Below are 19,713 nucleotides of genomic sequence, written 5' to 3' on the forward strand. Positions count from 1 at the left end.
TCTGTAAATATTTATATTAATCCGTTATATTTTCTAATAAACCACTCTAATGCTAGAGCCACTATAATAATAGCTAATAGAATCCGGAAGTCTATCAAAGATACGACATTTTCAGTGCTTTTTTGAATAGGAACATACCTATTATCCGAATTCAACCTGTCAATAAGTTGTATGATTCCTGAAGGATAAATTAACTCTGATTTAGTTGCTAAAGCTACTTTTTCTAGTTTTTTATAGTTTGATGATAAAAACTGCTGTTCTACATCAAAATCTAATATTGTAAACTTACCCCCCCTTTTTATAGTTCCTTTATTAACCGTAACTGAAAAATTATAATTCCCAGGTTTTAGATAGCTTAAATCTGCTTCGAAATATTCATTTTTCAAAAGCATTGGTATCTCTTTATTATTTATGGTAAGAATTAAACTTGCATTGGTATCAAAAACAAAAGTCTCGTCAAAGTATGAGGCTGCAATCTTCGCTTTACCTATACCTTCATAAATAGATTGATATTCTAAATTCAATCTATTCTTCTTTTTATTTTCTGATAAATACAAAAATAACTTACCAATAAATTTATCGAAATTTTCAAATTTAGAATCATTCCTATAACTCTGAATACGCCATTTCCAAATATTTTCACCTAACAAAAGAGCTGTTTTAGATTCGTTATTTGTAGACAATGAAAATAAAGAGTTTGATAAATTTACACCTCGAATATTCATCGATAATAATGATTCACTTACTCCAGCAAAAGAAATACTACCAGATGAACTTAATAATGGTGGGTAATTAGAACTATCAAAATCTGAAATATCATATTTTGAAAAAGCAGGGTTAAGAACCCCAACGACATCAAGCATCGGGTATCCTGTTTCAATTGAAAAATTCTCTTGCGAGTTATTCAGAAAATTAATATCTGAATTAGAACCAACTACAACAAAAGTACTTGCCTTATTCTTATTTAAATAGTCAAACACCGCTTTAAACGAAGTATCTGGCTGATATAATACAAAAATTGAAGTTTCACTTAAAAGCCTTAAATCAACATTGGAATCATATACACGAACCGAACGTTGCTCATTCGTCTCTATTGAGTTTTTTAAAGCTCCAACATCTGGATGACTAATGTTAGTTATAATTGCAACATTTGTTTTTTCATCAACAACTTCTACTACTATATTTTTAGTATTATTAATCGTGTTTTTCTCATTAGCCAATGCTGCTACACTTATTTTTAAATTTTTTAAACCTACAGAATTAGCATCTAAAAAAATATTAATTTTTTTAGAATTATTTACACTTGACAATTGCATACGTTCTTTAAAAACTGTTTTTCCATCTAAAGAAATAGCAACTGTGGAGTTTGCAGAACTCTGCCCTTCATAAGCCACATAAAACTCTACAGGGAATTTATTTTTTAAAAAAGCGTATTTATTAGCATTTACCTCTTCTATTCTAACATCTTCAAAACTTGTTGTATCACCTAATACTATAGGGTACACAGGAAAGTTTAATTTAGATGACAAAAACTCATAATCTTGACCAACTGTCTGATTTCCGTCAGTTAATAGCAATGCAACTTTATTTGTACTATGAAAAACACCAGCAACAGTACTTAATGCGCTAGATATATTGGTATTTTGCTCTTTGAAAGATAGAGAATCTGAAGAATTTAAAGTATTACCAAAATTATATTCTTTAATATTGAATTTTTCATTAATTCTATCATCAGATTTTAATTTAGATAAAACAGCCTTAACGTCTGCAATTGATGATTTTACAGAACTTGAATTGTCTGTCAAAATAACAAGATTTGTCTTTTCTATAAAAAATTCTTTTTTTGAGAATTTAGGATTAATAAGTAGTAAAAAAACACCAAATAAAGCTATAAAACGAAAAAAAGAGAGCAAAACTATATGTTTTCCTCTCTTTTTAGATTTATAATAATACTGAAACCCTACTATTAACAAAGCTACAATTGCTGCTAAAATTAGTAATAGAATGGTTTGTATTTGCATATTGGTTTTTACTAGTATAACTAATAATAAAATTTACTACGTTAACATTCCACCATCAACATTTAAAACTTGACCTGTAACATAGGCAGACATATCAGATGCAAAGAATAAACACGCATTAGCAATATCCTCAGTACTACCACCTCTTTTTAATGGAATACCATCTCTCCAGCCCTGAACAACTTTATCATCAAGCTTGGCTGTCATTTCTGTTTCTATAAAACCAGGTGCAACTGCATTACAACGTATGTTTCTTGAACCTAGTTCAAGCGCGACAGATTTTGTAAAACCTATCATACCCGCTTTAGATGCTGCATAATTTGTTTGACCTGCATTACCTTTTACTCCAACAACACTACTCATATTAATAATAGAACCTTTACGTTGCTTTAACATAGTACGTTGCACTGCTTTTGTCATATTAAAAACAGATTTCAAATTTATTTCGATAACTGAATCAAAATCTTCTTCAGCCATACGCATCAAAAGGTTATCCTTAGTAATACCTGCATTATTGATTAATACATCAATAGCACCACCAAAATCTTCTAAAACATTCGCAATTAAAGCTTCTGCTTCACTAAAACTAGCTGCATTACTTTTATACGCTTTTGCTTTAACTCCTTTAGCCGTTAATTCTTTTTCAAGAGCTAAAGCTGGTGCTTCACTAGAACTGTATGTAAAAGCTACATTTGCTCCGTTTTCTGCGAAAACTTGAGCAATTCCTGTACCGATACCTCTACTTGCCCCTGTAATGATTACATTTTTACCTTCTAATAACTTCATTTCTAAAATAATTTGTTCCGTTCTTGTTCAAATATAAGTTTTGTTTGATATAATCATATAAAAAAACCCCGTATAAACTGATTTTTTTTCAGAATAACGGGATTTTTAATTTTATGATTTAAAGGGTATTAATTGAATATCAATTATCCCATTACCTCTTTTACTTTTTTACCAATTTCAGCAGGAGAATCAACTACATGAATTCCAGACTCTCTCATGATACGTTTTTTAGCTTGAGCAGTATCATCACTACCACCAACTATTGCACCAGCATGACCCATTGTTCTACCAGCAGGAGCAGTTTCTCCAGCGATAAAACCAACTATAGGTTTTTTGCTACCACTTTCCTTGTACCATTTAGCAGCATCAGCTTCTAATTGACCACCGATTTCGCCAATCATAACCACACATTCAGTCTCAGGGTCATTAATTAATAACTCAACAGCTTCTTTAGTTGTAGTTCCAATAATTGGATCTCCACCAATACCAATAGCAGTTGTAATACCTAAGCCTTGACGAACAACTTGATCAGCTGCTTCATAAGTAAGAGTTCCTGACTTAGAAACGATACCTACTGTTCCTTTTTTGAAAACGAAACCAGGCATAATACCTACTTTAGCTTCTCCTGGAGTAATTACACCAGGACAGTTAGGGCCGATTAAACGACAATCCATATGCTTGATATAGTTTGCAGCTTTTACCATATCTGCAACAGGTATACCTTCTGTAATTGTAATTATAACTTTAATTCCAGCATTTGCAGCTTCCATAATTGCATCAGCAGCAAAAGCAGGTGGAACGAATATAATTGTAGTGTCTGCACCAGCTTTTTCAACAGCTTCTAACACTGTGTTAAAAACAGGTCTCCCTAAATGCTCTTGACCACCTTTACCAGGAGTTACACCACCTACGATGTTTGTTCCGTACTCAATCATTTGTTCTGCATGAAAGGTACCTTCACTACCTGTAAAACCTTGAACAATTATTTTGGAATCTTTATTGACTAAAACACTCATTTTATATCTATATTAATTTATTGCTTTACAAAAATATGGCATTGAAAACAATTTATAAAGTATTTTCAATGCTTATTTACTTTCTATTCTATTTAAAATTTCTGGAATTCTTTTTACGTTAGCTAATTGCTTCAGTTTTTCACGAGCTTCTTCAACCGGACTTCCAAAATAAGTCTTCCCTCCTGCTATTGATTTTGAAATTCCTGTTTGCGCTAAAACTACTGCTTTTTTGCCTATTGTAATTGCACTAGTAACACCCACTTGACCCCAAAGTGTAACTTCATCTTCTATAATAACACAACCTGCGATACCTGTTTGTGAAGCTATTAAACATTTTTCACCGATAACAGTATCATGCCCTATATGAACTTGATTGTCAATTTTAGTCCCCTTCTTTATGGTAGTATCTCCCGTAACACCTTTATCAATAGTACATAACGCTCCTATATCAACAAAATCTTCAACAACCACTCTACCTCCTGATAATAATTTATCAAATCCTTCTGGTCTATTTTTATAATAAAAAGCATCTGAACCCAGAACACTACCCGCATGAATGGTAACATTATTACCTATAATACAATTATCATAAATGGATACATTAGAATGAATAATACAGTTTTCACCAATTACAACATTATTACCTACAAATGCTGTAGGCTGTACAACTGTATTTTCACCAATCATTGCAGAATCAGAAATGTTTTGATTTGCTTTTTGAAAAGGCTTAAAATATGCAGTTAGCTTGTTAAAGTCTCTAAATGGGTCGTCTGAAATTAATAAACCTTTCCCTTCTGGACAATCCACTTTTTTATTAATTAAAATAGTAGTTGCCTTAGAACTTAATGCTTTATCGTAATACTTAGGATGATCGACAAAAACAATATCACCTGCTTCAACCACATGAATTTCATTCATACCTAAAACCTGAAAATCGGCATTACCAATATATTCAGATTGTATAATACTTGCTATTTGCTGTAAACTATGTGGTATTGGAAACTTCATTTAAATAGTAACTCGTTAATATTTATAATTCAAACAACTAGCTATAACTATTCTTTTACTCTTTCCATATAAGAACCTGATGAAGTATCAACTTTTATCTTATCACCTTCATTAATAAATAAAGGCACATTTACCTCTGCTCCTGTTTCAACTTTAGCTGGTTTAGTTGCATTTGTAGCTGTATTTCCTTTAACACCTGGCTCAGTATACGTAACTTCTAAGACAATACTTGCTGGCATATCTACTGAAAGCGGCATTGCATCTTCTGTATTAAAAAGAATAGTTACAATTGTACCTTCTTTCAATAATCCCGGTGTATCTATAGCACTTTCTTGTAACGTTATTTGGTTATAATCATCCGTATTCATAAAGTGATACATATCTCCTTCAGGATACAAATACTGATAAGAACGCGTTTCAACTCTAACATCTTCAATTTTACTACCACCTGAAAAAGTATTATCTAATACTTTTCCTGTAGTAACACTTTTCAGTTTTGTACGAACAAACGCAGGACCTTTACCTGGTTTTACATGTAAAAATTCAATAATTTTGAAAATATCATTATTATAACGAATACAAAGTCCTTTTCTAATATCTGATGTTGATGCCATAATTTTATTTATAAATTTTTGTTCGTTACTAGACTTTAGCTTTATTTCTGCTTCAAACGATAAATGAAATCATTTTCATTTACTCCCTATAACGAACAATTACTATTATATTCTTTCTGTAATTTAATTGGTACTAAAATAACCTTTCATTATACCTCTCTGAGAATCTCTTATAAATTGAAGTATTTCATCTCTTTCTGGTGTTGCTTCCATTTCTGCTTCAATGATTTGAACAGCCTGAGTATTATTGTAGTTTTTTTGATATAAGATTCTGTAAATATTTTGTATTTCACGAATTTTATCAGAAATAAAACCTCTTCTTCTTAATCCTACAGAATTAATACCAACATACGAAAGAGGCTCTCTTGCCGCTTTCACATAAGGCGGCACATCTTTACGAACCAAAGATCCGCCAGTTACAAATGCATGCTGCCCGATAGAAACGAACTGATGTACAGCTACCAAACCTGCCAATATAACATTGTCTCCAATAGTAACGTGACCTGCTAAAGTTGAATTATTAGAAAAAATACAATTATCACCAACTAAACAATCGTGAGCAACATGGCAATAAGCCATTATTAAACAGTTTTTTCCGATTACTGTTTTCATACGATCAGAAGTACCTTTGTGAATTGTAGCACACTCTCTAATTGTAGTGTTATCTCCAATTATAACGGTTGTTTCTTCATCGTTATATTTTAAATCTTGAGGTGGTGCCGAAATTACTGCACCAGGAAAAATATTACAATTTTTACCAATTCTAGCGCCTTCCATAATCGTAACATTAGAACCTATCCAAGTTCCATCTCCTATAGTTACATTATTATGAATGGTTGTAAAAGGCTCAACAACTACGTTTTTCGCTATTTTAGCTCCTGGGTGAATATAGGCTAACGGTTGATTCATCTTATTTCTTTTTAGCTATTTGCGCCATTAATTCAGCTTCACAAACTAATTTATTATTAGCATAGGCATATGCCTGCATATGGCATATACCCCTTCTTATAGGCGTAATAAGACTACAGTGAAAAGTTAACGTATCACCTGGTAATACTTTTTGTTTGAATTTAACATTATCCATTTTCATGAAAAAAGTTAAGTAATTTTCTGGATCAGGAACTGTACTCAATACCAAAATACCTCCTGTTTGAGCCATAGCTTCTACCTGCAAAACACCTGGCATTACCGGAGCACCTGGGAAATGACCAATAAAAAAACCTTCATTCATGGTCACATTCTTCATACCTACCACATGCGTATCAGAAAGCTCTAAAATACGATCGATTAATAAGAAAGGTGGTCTATGAGGTAAAACATCCATAATTTGATGAATATCCATCAAAGGGGGTTGGTTTAAATCATATTGAGGTATTTTATTTCTCTTTTCTAATTTTATAATTTTAGATAATTTCTTAGCAAATTGAGTATTCACAAAGTGACCTGGTTTGTTTGCAATTACCTTACCTTGAATACGCGTACCTGCTAAAGCTAAATCACCTATTACATCTAATAACTTATGACGAGCAGCTTCATTTGGATGATGCAAAGTAAGATTATCTAAAATACCATTTGGCTTAATAGAAATCTTCTTTTTATTAAAAGCTTTTTCAAGCTTTTTCATTGTTTCTTCAGAAATCTCTTTATCAACATAAACAATAGCGTTATTTAAATCGCCGCCTTTTATTAGGCCATGCTCTAAAAGCATCTCTAACTCATGTAAAAAACTAAAAGTTCTTGCCTCTGAAATTTCACTTTTAAAATCTGATAAACGCTCTAAAGTAGCATTTTGAGTACCTAAAATTTTAGTACCGAAATCAACCATAGTGGTTACCTGATACTCATCTGAAGGAATAATAGTTATTTCACTACCAGATTCATCATCTTTATAAGTTATTACATCTTTAACAATGTAAACATCTCGATCTACACCTTGCTCAACAACTCCTGCGCTTTCTATCGCTTCGACAAAAAACTTAGATGAACCATCCATAATTGGAGGTTCAGGAGCATTTAACTCAATTAAAACGTTATCAATTTCCAAACCTACAAGCGCTGCTAAAACATGCTCAGATGTTTGAATTTTAACACCTTTTTTTTCTAAGTTCGTTCCTCTTTGCGTGTTCACCACATAATTAGCATCTGCTTCAATTATAGGTTCACCTTCTAAATCCGTACGTTTAAAAGCATATCCATGATTTTCTGGTGCTGGTACGAGTTTCATCGTTACATTTTCGCCTGTATGCAATCCTACACCTGACATTGTAACTTCTTTCGCAATTGTTCGTTGTTTCTTATTACTCACGGCCAATCTTTTTTTCAATTTCGTTAATTCTATTTATGATCTTCGGTAAATTTTTAAAATGCACATACGACTTATTATAATCTCCATAAGTTAACGCTGGTGACCCTTGTATAATTTCTCCGTCTTTAATATTTCTTCCTATTCCTGATTGTGCTTGTATACGTACATTATCACCAATAGTAATATGCCCTACAATACCTACTTGCCCCCCAATCATACAATGCTTACCGATTTTAGCAGAACCTGCAACACCTGTTTGTGCTGCAATAACGGTATGTTCACCAATTTCTACATTATGAGCTATCTGAATCTGATTATCTAGTTTTACTCCTTTTCTTAAAATTGTAGAACCCAATGTAGCTCTATCAATTGTAGTCATTGCACCAACATCTACATTATCTTCTAAAATAACATTACCTGTTTGTGGTATTTTAGTAAACTCTCCACTTGCATTTGGAGCAAAACCAAACCCATCGGACCCTACTACGGCTGAATTATGAATTACACAACCATTACCAATAATGCTTTCTGAGTTAATTTTAGCTCCTGCATATACAATTACATTATTACCAATAACAACATTATCGCCGATGTATGTATTAGGGTAAATTTTTACATTATCGCCAATTTTTACATTATCACCTATATAAGAGAAAACACCTATATAGCAATTCTCGCCATACATAGAGTTTTCACCTATAAAAGAAGGCGACTCAACACCTGTTTTATTATTCTTTACTTGATTATAATATTCTAGTAATTTTGAAAAAGACTTGTATGCGTCGTTTACCCTAATGAGTGTTGTTGTAAGCTCATGCTCTGCAACAAAATCTTTATTAACTATCGTTACTGAAGATTTTGTGGTATATATATGTGGTGTATACTTCGGATTTGCTAAAAAAGTTAGAGAACCATGTTCCCCTTCTTCTATTTTAGCCAATTTATCAACGGCAATATCTGGGTTCCCTACAAGTTCTCCGTCTAGAATTCCGGCAATTTGACTAGCTGTAAATTTCATAAAAGCAAAAGTAACAAAAATACTTAAACCGAAAGTTTAGGATAGCAGATATAATATTTTGTCACTTTTTTTGACAAAGTTTTCAAGTTTAATTGATCTGATGCCAGTATTGCATCTACTATTTTACCGTTATCTCTTAAAATATTAATGTTCTGATTATGTTGATTATAAGCCTGATTTTCAATTACCCCTTCAAAAACAAAATACTCAATTTCGCTTTCAGATAAATCGTATTTTTTCTTTAAAAAAAGCTTCTGTTTTTGTACTTTTTTAGGATCAATAGGGTTGTTTTTAATTTTTATATGTAATAATTTTCTGTTTATTATCATACTACACAACCTTGATAAAACAAAATCATCAGTGTATTGCCACTCTTTTATTGCTGATAGAATATCTACATCATCTAATTGTGCAAAACGATCTAAATGTTCACTTGTAAATGTATTTTCATCTAGTTTATTTTGCATAAAAAACTTTAAAGAAGCACTACAATTTAAATCCTCTCCGTTTGATAATAATTCCTTAGCTCTTTTTAAAACACTAATTAACAATTGTTCTGCTACAATACCTGTTTTATGAAGGTATACTTGCCAATACATAAACCTACGAGCCATTAAAAATTTCTCAACAGAGTAGATTCCTTTTTTCTCTATAACTAACTTATTATCAACAACATTAAACATTGTTAATAACCGTTCTGAATTTATATTACCTTCTGCTACACCTGTATAAAAACTATCTCTCTTTAAATAATCTAACCTATCAATATCTAACTGGCTAGAAACTAATTGATTTAAGAATTTTTTAGGATGTTCACCTTTAAAAATTTTAATAGCAGTGGTTAAACTTCCATTAAATTCTTTATTCAACTTTTCCATATATAATAAAGAGATATGTTCATGACTTACCCCTTCAACTATAGCATGCTCCATTGCATGCGAAAATGGACCGTGACCAATATCATGCAATAATATTGCACAATACAAACCCTCCTCTTCCTCTTTTGTAATAGTAACATCCTTAAGTCGAAGTACTTGCACCGCATGCTGCATTAAGTGCATACAACCAATTGCATGATGAAATCTTGTATGATGTGCTCCTGGATATACCAAGTAAGAAAGTCCCATTTGTGAAATTCTTCTTAATCGTTGAAAACTAGGCTCAGCAATTAACTTAAAGATTAAAGAATTCGGTATATTTATAAATCCGTAGATCGGATCGTTAAAAATTTCAAGTTTTTTAGATTTTATCAAATTATAAAAGTTTATACTTGGGTGTGGATGTCAAAGTTATACAAATGAATTTAAGTGTTGTGCTTTAAAATTACATTTTTACGACACAATATCAATATAAAAATATTAAACATATTAAATGAGCAAAATAACTATACTTTGGGTAGATGATGAAATAGATTTATTAAAATCGCATATCTTATTCTTAGAAAGTAAAAATTATACTGTTGTTACCTGTAAAAGTGGTCAAGAAGCTTTAGAAGAAGTTGTTGACACACGTTTTGACATTGTTTTTTTAGATGAAAACATGCCAGGTATATCTGGTTTAGAAACATTAGCCGAAATTAAAAATATCGACGCTACCCTACCTGTAGTAATGATTACAAAAAGTGAAGAAGAATATATTATGGATGAAGCTATTGGCTCAAAAATAGCAGATTACCTTATAAAACCGGTTAACCCTAATCAAATTCTACTTTCTTTAAAAAAGAGTTTAGATAATTCTAGATTAGTTTCAGAAAAAACTACAGCAAACTACCAACAGGAGTTTCGTAAAATTGCGATGGACTTATCTATAGTGAATTCATATACAGAATGGGCTGATCTTTATAAAAAATTAATTTCTTGGGAGTTGCGTTTAGAGGAAATTGAAGACTCAAGTATGTTCGAAATACTAGAATCTCAAAAAACCGAAGCAAATAATCAATTCGGAAAATTCATTGATAAAAATTATGAAGATTGGTTTACAGATAGTAACGGCCCTGTACTATCACACACTGTTTTTAAAGAGCTTGTTAAACCTGAATTAAAAGAAAAGCCTACATTATTAGTCGTAATAGATAACTTGCGATATGATCAGTGGCTTGCTTTTGAAGACACTATTACTCCATTCTTCAAAAAGAAAAAAGAAACTAATTATTTCAGTATTTTACCTACTGCAACCCAGTACGCCCGAAATGCAATATTCTCTGGACTTACTCCTTTAGATATGGAGAAAAAATATCCGAAATGGTGGAAAAATGATACAGAAGAAGGTGGTAAAAATCTTTTTGAAGCCGAGTTTTTAGATGAGCAATTAAAACGGTTAGGATTAGACCTAACGTGGGAATATCACAAAATTAGCAGTCTAAAACAAGGAAAACATTTATCTCAGAATTATAAATCTCAAAAGAAAAATGACTTAACGGTTATTGTCTATAATTTTGTAGATATGCTTTCGCACTCTAAAACAGAAATGGAAGTTATAAAAGAACTTGCTTCTAATGATAAAGCTTATCGATCTTTGACCCAAAGTTGGTTTAAAAACTCACCACTTCTTGAAATTATTCAGCAAGCACAAACTATGAGGCAAAAGCTAATTATAACAACTGATCACGGTACAATAAATGTAAAACAACCATCAAAAGTAATTGGAGATAAAGAAACTAGCTTAAACCTAAGGTATAAAACAGGTAGGAGTTTATCTTACAATAAAAAAGATGTGTTTGAGTCTACTAATCCAAAAGATATATACCTACCTAGTATAAACATGAGTAGTTCATTTATTTTTGCAAAAAACGATTTATTTTTTGCATACCCAAATAACTACAATCACTATGTAAGTTACTACCGTAACACATACCAACACGGAGGCGTATCATTAGAAGAAATGATTATACCATTTGTGGTTTTAGACCCTAGGTAACTAAAGTTAAAACACATTAAACTATAAAAACAATTCTATGCAAAAAATCAGACTAACCCTACTTAAATTAAGTGAGAATATCTTTCGCTTTTTTTAGATAAAAGTTGGTTATATTTGCATATCCATAATTTTAATACAATGCTTATGTTTAAGACAATTGATCGATTGATGCAGTATATTAAATTTGCTGGTTTGAGTGCTAGACAGTTTGACATTTCTATTGGTGCTAGTAACGGATATACTTTACGTATGTTAAAAAATAACGCTTCTATCGGAAGTGATGTTATTGAAAATATAATAGCTACCTACCCTGACCTAAATTTGATTTGGTTAATTACTGGTGAAGGTGAAATGATTAAAAAAGAAACTCATTCATTAGACTTTAATAAATTGCCTAATGAAAAACGCACAGAAATAGAGCAAATTATTGAGTTTAAAATCAGAGAAAGACAAGAAAAAGAATTGAAAAAAATTCTGAAAGAAGTTACAAAAGAGATTAACGCTATTGAGAAGGAAAAAAAATAAGCTAATTTTTAATTAGCTTATTTTCCTTAGCTATTTTTATTTCATTAAGCTCTTTTAAATATTTGCCTTTCGGCTTTTTTTATTTCGTAAATCATATAGTTGATTAATTAATATTTTTCTTCTATGTTTTTTGAATGCACAACACCTATTTATTAAATTTTATTAAGGCCTCAACTTCTATTCGTTTATCAGAATAAACTCGCTTTTCTTACTCCCTTCAATAAATAATTTGACAATATCAAAACTTAACTTATTTATATTCTTGAGGTACTTTTTACTAAAATACTCCAACCTTTAAAAGGCCAAAAGAATAAATAATTCCTATTAATAAACCTGAAAGGAGTAATTTCTAATTCTAAATATTGATCACTAATAAAAATACATATCAATTGATAAATTGCGTAAATAATTAAAATTAACAACATAAACCGCAACCAATTTTTTAATAGTCAAAACCAAATAATAAAAATAAATTATATAATATTCTTTAAAAATAGAATAAGCATATTTTTTTCCTTAGAAAAATGAGTATTTCATTATAAATTTGCATTAATATATAATTATTATATTTTAAGAATTTTAAAAACTGATGAAAAAAGAATATAATATAACCGAGTTAAAACAAATAGCTGAAGCTATTATAAAAACTGTTGGTTCAAAAAAAATATGTTTTCATGGTGATATGGGAGCTGGCAAGACTACACTAATCAAAGAATTGGTTAAACAACTTGGCTGTACAGATGATGTTAATAGCCCTACTTTTGGTATTGTTAACGAATATCACCTACCAGACGGAAGCCTTCTAGCGTATCATTTTGATTTTTATAGATTGAATGATGAAACTGAAGCTCTGGACTTTGGTATTGAGGATTATTTGTATTCTGACTCTTGGGTTTTAATGGAGTGGCCTGAAAAGATAAACTCACTATTGCCAGATAATATTTGCAATATTTATATTGAAATTTTAGATGAGCATAATAGGCAAATTACCCTAGATTTATAAATACTTAAGAAATCAGAAGTTTTAATTTATAAACCATATTTATATAAATAGGTATAATATTTAAGACAAAAGTCTTAAAAAGATTAGAGTTAAAATATTTATTTTAAAAATCTAATTGTTTACGAAATTCTAACTTTAGTTTATTTAATTCTTTGTAATATACATGAGCTTTAATTACATTTTTACTATCCTGCAAAGCTTTCAACTTTAAAAATAAATCATTATGACTTAAATTGTTTGCACTCAGAGCATTAATAATATAATCAATTCTACTCATTATCATTTCGTTTAAAATAGCAGCCCTACTCTTATACTTTACCCACCTACCTAAACAGAAAATTAAAGCCAAAACAGGTATTATTACAGGTATTGCATCTAAAAATTCATTTTCATCTATCATTTTATTATCTGATAAAATATTTGATACTTGAAATAAGACTACTATGATATGCACCAATATTGCATACCTCCATATATGAGTAGATGTAACATACCAAATAGTTAAAAGAATTAACAAGGCTACTTTTATTGAAAGTAACCAAATTAAAAATTTGATATCGTTATGGTATGTATTAAATTCAAAAATCCCAAAATTTATTTTTTTCAAACCTGTTTCAAATAATTTGAATGAAAAAATCAAAAATGGTATACTAATTAAAAAAAATGATATTATAAAGTCATTACTTCTATTTTTTTTATTTTGCAACTTTATATTATCTCCTAATCTAGGTTGCGTATAAATTAAAGCTTCTAATTTTTTTAATTCATTTCGTAATGAAAATGAATCATTTATATTACTAATCGAATCCTCTTTAAGCACTTTAACCTTATAATCGTTTTGCACTTTATTCTTGTTGATACTTAATACTTCATTTATTAAGTTTACCCCCACTATATTAAAAAAGCTAGTTTTAAAAACTGATGTTTTTTTATCAATAAAAAAAAGAAGAATGAAGTGAATTATTGTAAATAAAGCCCCCATTAAATAAATATTCGCATTCAGATAAGCCTCATCTTTTAACACTCCACATAGTTGAAAATATCCAATATAAATTATTGGATACAAAAAATAACGCCACCAATTAGACGATGTTAAAAAAAATAAAGAAGTAAGGACTATTAAATGAATTTTAGAAAATAATGTATAAAACACTATTCTTATAGATTCTTGAGAAATAGAAATTATAGAAAAAAATGAAGTTTTAAATTCTTTAACATCAGGTATAAGAAGATAAACATACATAAAACCAACTCCCATTAACAAAAAAAATGTTACTAGTACATCAAAAATATATCTCCTTTTTAAATATGAAATCATCTTTAAATTTTTTAAAACAGGAAGGCTAATATAGAATATATAAGATGAAAAAATAGTATTCATAAGTTAATATTTTAAGAATTAATTAACAAAATTTTAAAAAATCAAAATATTAATAATTATCAAATAAATACAATATAGAAAATACCCTATATTGTATTTATTCGTTGAAATTCATTATTTTCGATGAAATACACTTTTAGTTGGCTGAAATACATATTTTTTAAAATTAAACATCGTTAAAAGGTAATTTTTTTCTTACATTTGTTATTAAGTTAAAATTAACCAATACTAAATTATTTGAAAATGATTACAAAAAAACCCCTTTTTGCATTAGCTGCGGTAGCATGCTTTGCTTTAACTTCTTGTACTTCTGAAACCTCTAATGATGATTCTGTATATCAACAAGGAATTGACAGAAAAGATGTTCAACCTGATAATAAAGGAATTGACAGAAAAGATGTTCAACCTAGTAATAAAAAGAAAAACTAGTTTTTAAAAAAAATTAAAAATTTCAAAAGAGCAATAATTTATTGCTCTTTTTTTCGTTATTAATATTAGATTAATTTTCTTATAAGCTTAATGAATAAAATTAACAAGCATAATAAACTTGCCAAAAAAAGAATTATTATAGAATCATTTATGATGCTATTAATTATTATTGCTCCTTTTTTATATAATGCTCATGAATATTTTCCTACAACAAAGAATACCGATGTTTCATTTTTAGGATTCACTATTGGTGCTAATGGTTTTAACAATGTATCTGCTCATATCTGGTTTCTTCTAACAAAATTCATACCCCTATATTTACTTGCTATATGGTTTTTCACTTCTAAAAACTGGTGGTATCACGTTATATTAATACCAATGTTAATGTATACTTTTCAAATTTTTGAAATTTATTACTCAAATGAAACAAATGTTGACACAGAAAATATTTTATGGCTATTACCTGTTTGTATGATTATAATACCTTTTGTTTATTTTATTAGAATAAAACTATACGATAAACACGTACATGGTATTGATTTAGAAGCTATGGATGCTGAACTTAAAATGTACAAAGAAAAAGAACGTTTACAAAAAGAAGCAGACGATAAAATGTTGTAAATTTGTTTTAGTATCTTAATTTTGAGGTGCTATTCCTTTTAAAATTAGGAATACTTACAATGATTTATATACTATGAACCAGCCAACTTCCCCGTTTAGTAAACAGCAATTACTACCGCAAGAGGAGACTCTTGAAGTCTTTCGGAAAAAAGGAGAGCTATTTATAGGTATCCCCAAAGAAAATCAATATCAAGAAAAAAGAATTTGTTTAACGCCTGATGCTGTAAATGCTATTACAGCAAATGGACATAGAGTACTTATAGAAGCTGGTGCTGGAGAAGGTTCTCATTTTTCAGATATCAACTACACTAATGCAGGTGCTGAGATCACCAGAGACACTAAAAAAGTGTTTGGTTGTGGTATCGTTTTAAAAGTTGAACCTCCTACCCTTTCTGAGATTGAAATGCTAAACCCACAGTCTACTGTAATTTCTGCACTTCAAATAAAAACACAATCAAAAAAATATTTTGAAAAATTAGCACAAAAAAGAATTAGCGCTATTGCTTTCGAATATATTATGGATGATGACGGCAAATATCCGGCCGTTCGTTCATTAAGTGAAATAGCAGGTATTTCATCTGTTTTAATCGCTTCTGAAATAATGTCTAACACTAATTATGGTAATGGGCTTATGTTTGGAAACATAAGTGGCGTACCCCCTGTTGAAGTTGTTATAATTGGTGCAGGTACAGTAGGTGAATTCGCTGCTCGATCTGCAATTGGATTAGGTGCTAATGTAAAAGTATTTGATAATTCGATTACAAAGCTTAGAACAATTCAAACCAACTTAAGACAAACTGTATACACATCTACCATACAACCCAAAAATCTACTCAAAGCTCTAAAACGTTGCGATGTAGCAATTGGTGCTACTAGAGGAAAAGATAGGTCTCCTGTTGTAGTTTCTAAAACTATGGTTGAAAACATGAAAAAAGGAGCCGTGATTATCGATGTAAGCATTGATATGGGTGGTTGCTTTGAAACTAGCGAAGTTACTACACACGACAAACCTACGTATGAAAAATATGGTGTTGTACATTACGCTGTACCAAATATTCCTTCTAGATACCCAAAAACAGCATCTATATCTATTAGTAATATTTTCACCCCTTATTTACTCAAAATAGGTGAAGAAGGTGGTATTGAAAATGCTCTTAGGTTTGATAAAGGCTTGAGAAATGGTCTTTATTTTTACAGAGGCATACTTACAAATAAATCGGTTGGTGAATGGTTTGACCTATCTTACAACGATATTAATTTTCTTATTTTTTAATTACTACACATGCCATTTATAAAACGTTTAGGTTTTTTTTTATTCGGACTTTCTATTGGATTAATTTTTCTTGCTTTCTTTTTAAAAAACAAAGCAAAAGAAACTGGTGCTGAATTTTGTTATTTTCCTAACTGCAGGGTCCTTAAAGATTTACGATCTAAATCATACTCTTATTCTGATGATATCTCCGCAAAAATTGCTAACGGAGAAATAGACTCTTTATACATTAAAAATTTCTTTTTAAATGGCGAAGTTGATTTTGACAACAGTGATACAAAATCAAAACCTTGCAAAACTTACGTTATAGAAAATGAAATTGAAGACAAACCAACACAGCGGTTAACCGTAACCAATTGCACTGACAAAATAGTTATTCAAACTATAGAATAAAAAAAGGGTCAACTTTTAAAGTTGACCCTTTTTTTATTAAATTTTTCTTCTCTTACGTTCTTCCTTTAAGAGATTGAGTTCACGAGTTGTTTGCCCTGCTACCGATGTATTTTCTTCTGCCCTTCTTATTAAATAAGGCATAACATCTCGTACGGGTCCAAATGGTAGATATTTTGCTACATTATATCCTTTTGCTGCCAAATTAAAAGAAATATGATCGCTCATACCATACAATTGACCAAACCAAACACCAACATTATCTGCTGATATGTTTTTTTGTTCCATTAACTCTAACAATTTATAACAACTCTCTTCATTATGAGTACCTGCAAAAATTGACATATCATCTAAATTATCAATCATATAAGCTGCAACCATATCAAAGTTTTTATCCGTAGCTTGTTTTGATCCACATATCGGAGACATATAACCTTTATCTTTAGCACGGTCATTTTCTTTTTCCATGTAAGCACCACGAACAATTTTCATACCTATCTTAAAACCATCTTGCTTTGCTTTTGTATGTAGTTCTTGTAAATACTCAAAACGATCCCAACGGTATAACTGCAATGTATTGAAAACTACTGCTTTTTCTTTATTGTATTTTCGCATCATGTCCTCTACTAACTTGTCAGCAGCGTCTTGCATCCAACTTTCCTCTCCGTCAACCAATAAAGCAACATCTAAATCATAAGCCTTCTTACAGGTTTTATCAAATCTTCCAACAACTCTTTTCCACTCTTGCTCTTCTTTATCTGTTAATGCCTTGCCTTCACTTATTTTCTGAAATAAGGCAAATCTACCATAACCTGAAGGTTTAAATACTGCGAAAGGAATAGCTTCTTTTTCTTTTACAAAATCTAATACATTTAGTATTGTTTGTAAAGCATTATCTAATGGGTCTTCGTCATCTTTTCCTTCCACTGAATAATCTAAAACTGAACTCACCCCTTTGGTATATAATTTATCTACCACTGGCAAGCAATCTTTTTCATTTATTCCTCCGCAAAAATGATCAAACACCGTAGCTCTTATTAAACCTTCTACAGGTAAATGCGCTTTAATAGCAAAGTTTGTCATAGCAGTACCAATTTTAACTAATGGTTCATTTGCTATCATCTTAAACAAAAAATAAGCACGTTCTAATTCTGCATCTGTTTTTAACGCAAAAGCTGTTGCAGTATTCTCAAAAATAGATCTCATTCGTTTGATATTTTATAACTTTCAAATATAAGTACTCCAAATGTATTCCTAGAACTAAAAATAGTCTTTATTTTGCATCAAATTTTATTACAAAAAAAATGGATTCTATTATATCAGCATCATACGCAGTACATTTTAATGACCTAGCCTATAACGCTATAAATTCTCATTTAGCTAAAGCTAATTATTCTAAAGTTTTCATTTTAGTTGATGAGAATACTCATAATTATTGTCTTGCTCAATTTATGTCAGAAATAAATGGAGATTATCAATATGAAATAATTGAAATAGAATCAGGAGAAATCAATAAAAATATAGAAACATGTACTCAAGTTTGGCAAGTACTTTCTGAACTTGATGCTGACCGAAAAAGTGTTTTAATTAATTTAGGTGGTGGTGTTGTTACTGACTTAGGTGGTTTTGTTGCTTCAACTTTTAAAAGAGGTATTGATTTTATAAACATACCAACTACATTGCTATCTATGGTTGATGCTTCTGTTGGAGGTAAAACTGGAGTAGATTTAGGGGTTTTAAAAAATCAGGTTGGCGTTATAAATCAACCTGTAATGGTTTTAGTGGTTTCTAATTTTTTGAAAACATTAGAAGAAAGACAATTACAAAGTGGCTTTGCTGAAATGCTTAAGCATGGACTTATTAAGGATAGCTCGTACTGGACTTCACTTAAGCCATTGTCTAATTTTAATGATATAGATAGCTTGATATATCATTCTGTATCCATAAAAAATGAAGTTGTTTTAAAAGACCCCACTGAGCAAAATTTGAGAAAAATACTTAATTATGGGCATACACTAGGCCATGCTGTAGAATCTTATTTTTTAGAAAGTGAAAATCATGATTTACTACTACATGGTGAGGCAATTGCTGCAGGTATGATTTTAGAAGGATTTTTATCTTATAAATTAACAAGCTTACCTTTAGAAGAATTAGAAGATATTAAATCTACATTTTTAAGCAGATACAAAAAAGTTGAATTTACAGACCATGATATTCTAAATATTCTAAAGCTTTTGAAATTTGATAAAAAGAACTCTCATGGTAATATAAACTTTGTTCTTTTAAAAAATATTGGAGACACAGTTATCGATATAAAAGTACCTGAGGAATTATTACATGAAGCGTTTGCTTACTACAAAGAATAAGAGCTTCACATACTAAAAATTAGTATCCTACAACTCTTCTGCTT

19 protein-coding genes are annotated in these 19,713 nt (G+C 30.2%); 8 read left to right on the forward strand and 11 right to left on the reverse strand.

The annotated features are described in order from the left end of the window. Positions 1-11: 11 nt before the first annotated feature. The 9 genes from H0I23_RS06785 to H0I23_RS06825 all read right to left on the reverse strand — a co-directional run bounded on the left by H0I23_RS06785 (position 12) and on the right by H0I23_RS06825 (position 10,021). On the reverse strand, positions 12-2,021 hold the full coding sequence (locus H0I23_RS06785; RefSeq protein WP_216785700.1) for a VWA domain-containing protein: 2,010 nt from the start codon (positions 2,019-2,021) through the stop codon (positions 12-14). A 36-nt stretch (positions 2,022-2,057) separates the two neighbouring features. Beyond that, positions 2,058-2,807, reverse strand: a complete 750-nt coding sequence (gene fabG / locus H0I23_RS06790) for a 3-oxoacyl-[acyl-carrier-protein] reductase (RefSeq protein ID WP_216785701.1) — start codon at positions 2,805-2,807, stop codon at positions 2,058-2,060. A 143-nt stretch (positions 2,808-2,950) separates the two neighbouring features. Next, the gene (gene sucD / locus H0I23_RS06795; RefSeq protein WP_216785702.1) at positions 2,951-3,823 is read right to left on the reverse strand and encodes a succinate--CoA ligase subunit alpha; all 873 of its coding nucleotides are present in this window, start codon (positions 3,821-3,823) and stop codon (positions 2,951-2,953) included. A 72-nt stretch (positions 3,824-3,895) separates the two neighbouring features. Then, positions 3,896-4,831: a UDP-3-O-(3-hydroxymyristoyl)glucosamine N-acyltransferase gene (locus H0I23_RS06800; protein WP_216785703.1), complete on the reverse strand. Its 936-nt coding sequence runs from the start codon at positions 4,829-4,831 to the stop codon at positions 3,896-3,898. Positions 4,832-4,878: 47 nt separating this feature from the next. After that, entirely contained in the window at positions 4,879-5,445 is a 567-nt protein-coding gene (gene efp / locus H0I23_RS06805; RefSeq protein ID WP_216785704.1) for an elongation factor P, read from the reverse strand. A 123-nt stretch (positions 5,446-5,568) separates the two neighbouring features. After that, positions 5,569-6,354: an acyl-ACP--UDP-N-acetylglucosamine O-acyltransferase gene (lpxA, locus tag H0I23_RS06810; protein WP_216785705.1), complete on the reverse strand. Its 786-nt coding sequence runs from the start codon at positions 6,352-6,354 to the stop codon at positions 5,569-5,571. 1 nt (position 6,355) lies between these two features. Next, a complete protein-coding gene (locus tag H0I23_RS06815) occupies positions 6,356-7,708 on the reverse strand; it encodes a bifunctional UDP-3-O-[3-hydroxymyristoyl] N-acetylglucosamine deacetylase/3-hydroxyacyl-ACP dehydratase (protein ID WP_254073679.1) in 1,353 nt (450 codons plus the stop codon). A gap of 34 nt (positions 7,709-7,742) precedes the next feature. Further along, entirely contained in the window at positions 7,743-8,768 is a 1,026-nt protein-coding gene (lpxD, locus tag H0I23_RS06820; protein ID WP_216785707.1) for a UDP-3-O-(3-hydroxymyristoyl)glucosamine N-acyltransferase, read from the reverse strand. Between the two features lie 23 nt (positions 8,769-8,791). After that, a complete protein-coding gene (locus tag H0I23_RS06825) occupies positions 8,792-10,021 on the reverse strand; it encodes an HD domain-containing protein (protein WP_216785708.1) in 1,230 nt (409 codons plus the stop codon). A 118-nt stretch (positions 10,022-10,139) separates the two neighbouring features. On the opposite strand from H0I23_RS06825, the gene H0I23_RS06830 reads away from it, so the two are divergent. The 3 genes from H0I23_RS06830 (at position 10,140) to tsaE (ending at position 13,212) form a co-directional block, all read left to right on the forward strand. Next, complete coding sequence (locus H0I23_RS06830; RefSeq protein WP_216785709.1) at positions 10,140-11,684, forward strand: bifunctional response regulator/alkaline phosphatase family protein; 1,545 nt, start codon at positions 10,140-10,142, stop codon at positions 11,682-11,684. Positions 11,685-11,828: 144 nt separating this feature from the next. Continuing rightward, complete coding sequence (locus H0I23_RS06835; RefSeq protein ID WP_216785710.1) at positions 11,829-12,209, forward strand: hypothetical protein; 381 nt, start codon at positions 11,829-11,831, stop codon at positions 12,207-12,209. Positions 12,210-12,798: 589 nt separating this feature from the next. Continuing rightward, entirely contained in the window at positions 12,799-13,212 is a 414-nt protein-coding gene (gene tsaE, locus H0I23_RS06840) for a tRNA (adenosine(37)-N6)-threonylcarbamoyltransferase complex ATPase subunit type 1 TsaE (RefSeq protein WP_216785711.1), read from the forward strand. A gap of 103 nt (positions 13,213-13,315) precedes the next feature. On the opposite strand, the gene H0I23_RS06845 is transcribed toward tsaE, so the two are convergent. Beyond that, positions 13,316-14,593, reverse strand: coding sequence for a hypothetical protein (locus tag H0I23_RS06845; RefSeq protein WP_216785712.1), 1,278 nt, complete (start codon positions 14,591-14,593; stop codon positions 13,316-13,318). 243 nt (positions 14,594-14,836) lie between these two features. Between H0I23_RS06845 and H0I23_RS06850 the strand changes: the two genes are divergently transcribed. The 4 genes from H0I23_RS06850 to H0I23_RS06865 all read left to right on the forward strand — a co-directional run bounded on the left by H0I23_RS06850 (position 14,837) and on the right by H0I23_RS06865 (position 17,306). Next, positions 14,837-15,022 carry a peptidase m28 gene (locus tag H0I23_RS06850; protein WP_216785713.1) on the forward strand — a complete coding sequence of 62 codons (186 nt, stop codon included), beginning with the start codon at positions 14,837-14,839 and terminating at the stop codon, positions 15,020-15,022. Positions 15,023-15,112: 90 nt separating this feature from the next. Then, complete coding sequence (locus H0I23_RS06855; RefSeq protein WP_216785714.1) at positions 15,113-15,643, forward strand: hypothetical protein; 531 nt, start codon at positions 15,113-15,115, stop codon at positions 15,641-15,643. 73 nt (positions 15,644-15,716) lie between these two features. Then, positions 15,717-16,916 carry an alanine dehydrogenase gene (locus tag H0I23_RS06860; RefSeq protein ID WP_216785715.1) on the forward strand — a complete coding sequence of 400 codons (1,200 nt, stop codon included), beginning with the start codon at positions 15,717-15,719 and terminating at the stop codon, positions 16,914-16,916. A gap of 9 nt (positions 16,917-16,925) precedes the next feature. Beyond that, a complete protein-coding gene (locus tag H0I23_RS06865) occupies positions 16,926-17,306 on the forward strand; it encodes a DUF4258 domain-containing protein (protein WP_216785716.1) in 381 nt (126 codons plus the stop codon). Between the two features lie 36 nt (positions 17,307-17,342). Here the strand turns inward: H0I23_RS06865 and H0I23_RS06870 are convergent, their stop codons facing one another. Beyond that, positions 17,343-18,509, reverse strand: coding sequence for a proline dehydrogenase family protein (locus tag H0I23_RS06870; protein ID WP_216785717.1), 1,167 nt, complete (start codon positions 18,507-18,509; stop codon positions 17,343-17,345). 98 nt (positions 18,510-18,607) lie between these two features. Here H0I23_RS06870 and aroB point away from each other — a divergent pair, with 98 nt between their 5' ends. Further along, positions 18,608-19,669, forward strand: coding sequence for a 3-dehydroquinate synthase (aroB, locus tag H0I23_RS06875; RefSeq protein ID WP_216785718.1), 1,062 nt, complete (start codon positions 18,608-18,610; stop codon positions 19,667-19,669). Positions 19,670-19,713: the final 44 nt, after the last annotated feature.

Origin of the sequence: Cellulophaga sp. HaHaR_3_176 (assembly GCF_019021925.1) — a bacterium.
GTDB lineage: Bacteria > Bacteroidota > Bacteroidia > Flavobacteriales > Flavobacteriaceae > Cellulophaga.

Coding starts and splice junctions, on each gene's coding strand:
- H0I23_RS06830 (WP_216785709.1), top strand. CDS start 10,140: ATGAGCAAAATAACTATACTTTGGGTAGATGATGAAATAGATTTATTA.
- sucD (WP_216785702.1), bottom strand. CDS start 3,823: ATGAGTGTTTTAGTCAATAAAGATTCCAAAATAATTGTTCAAGGTTTT.
- H0I23_RS06785 (WP_216785700.1), bottom strand. CDS start 2,021: ATGCAAATACAAACCATTCTATTACTAATTTTAGCAGCAATTGTAGCT.
- H0I23_RS06845 (WP_216785712.1), bottom strand. CDS start 14,593: ATGAATACTATTTTTTCATCTTATATATTCTATATTAGCCTTCCTGTT.
- tsaE (WP_216785711.1), top strand. CDS start 12,799: ATGAAAAAAGAATATAATATAACCGAGTTAAAACAAATAGCTGAAGCT.
- H0I23_RS06860 (WP_216785715.1), top strand. CDS start 15,717: ATGAACCAGCCAACTTCCCCGTTTAGTAAACAGCAATTACTACCGCAA.
- H0I23_RS06870 (WP_216785717.1), bottom strand. CDS start 18,509: ATGAGATCTATTTTTGAGAATACTGCAACAGCTTTTGCGTTAAAAACA.
- H0I23_RS06835 (WP_216785710.1), top strand. CDS start 11,829: ATGTTTAAGACAATTGATCGATTGATGCAGTATATTAAATTTGCTGGT.
- aroB (WP_216785718.1), top strand. CDS start 18,608: ATGGATTCTATTATATCAGCATCATACGCAGTACATTTTAATGACCTA.
- lpxD (WP_216785707.1), bottom strand. CDS start 8,768: ATGAAATTTACAGCTAGTCAAATTGCCGGAATTCTAGACGGAGAACTT.
- H0I23_RS06850 (WP_216785713.1), top strand. CDS start 14,837: ATGATTACAAAAAAACCCCTTTTTGCATTAGCTGCGGTAGCATGCTTT.
- lpxA (WP_216785705.1), bottom strand. CDS start 6,354: ATGAATCAACCGTTAGCCTATATTCACCCAGGAGCTAAAATAGCGAAA.
- H0I23_RS06815 (WP_254073679.1), bottom strand. CDS start 7,708: ATGTCAGGTGTAGGATTGCATACAGGCGAAAATGTAACGATGAAACTC.
- efp (WP_216785704.1), bottom strand. CDS start 5,445: ATGGCATCAACATCAGATATTAGAAAAGGACTTTGTATTCGTTATAAT.
- H0I23_RS06855 (WP_216785714.1), top strand. CDS start 15,113: ATGAATAAAATTAACAAGCATAATAAACTTGCCAAAAAAAGAATTATT.
- fabG (WP_216785701.1), bottom strand. CDS start 2,807: ATGAAGTTATTAGAAGGTAAAAATGTAATCATTACAGGGGCAAGTAGA.
- H0I23_RS06800 (WP_216785703.1), bottom strand. CDS start 4,831: ATGAAGTTTCCAATACCACATAGTTTACAGCAAATAGCAAGTATTATA.
- H0I23_RS06865 (WP_216785716.1), top strand. CDS start 16,926: ATGCCATTTATAAAACGTTTAGGTTTTTTTTTATTCGGACTTTCTATT.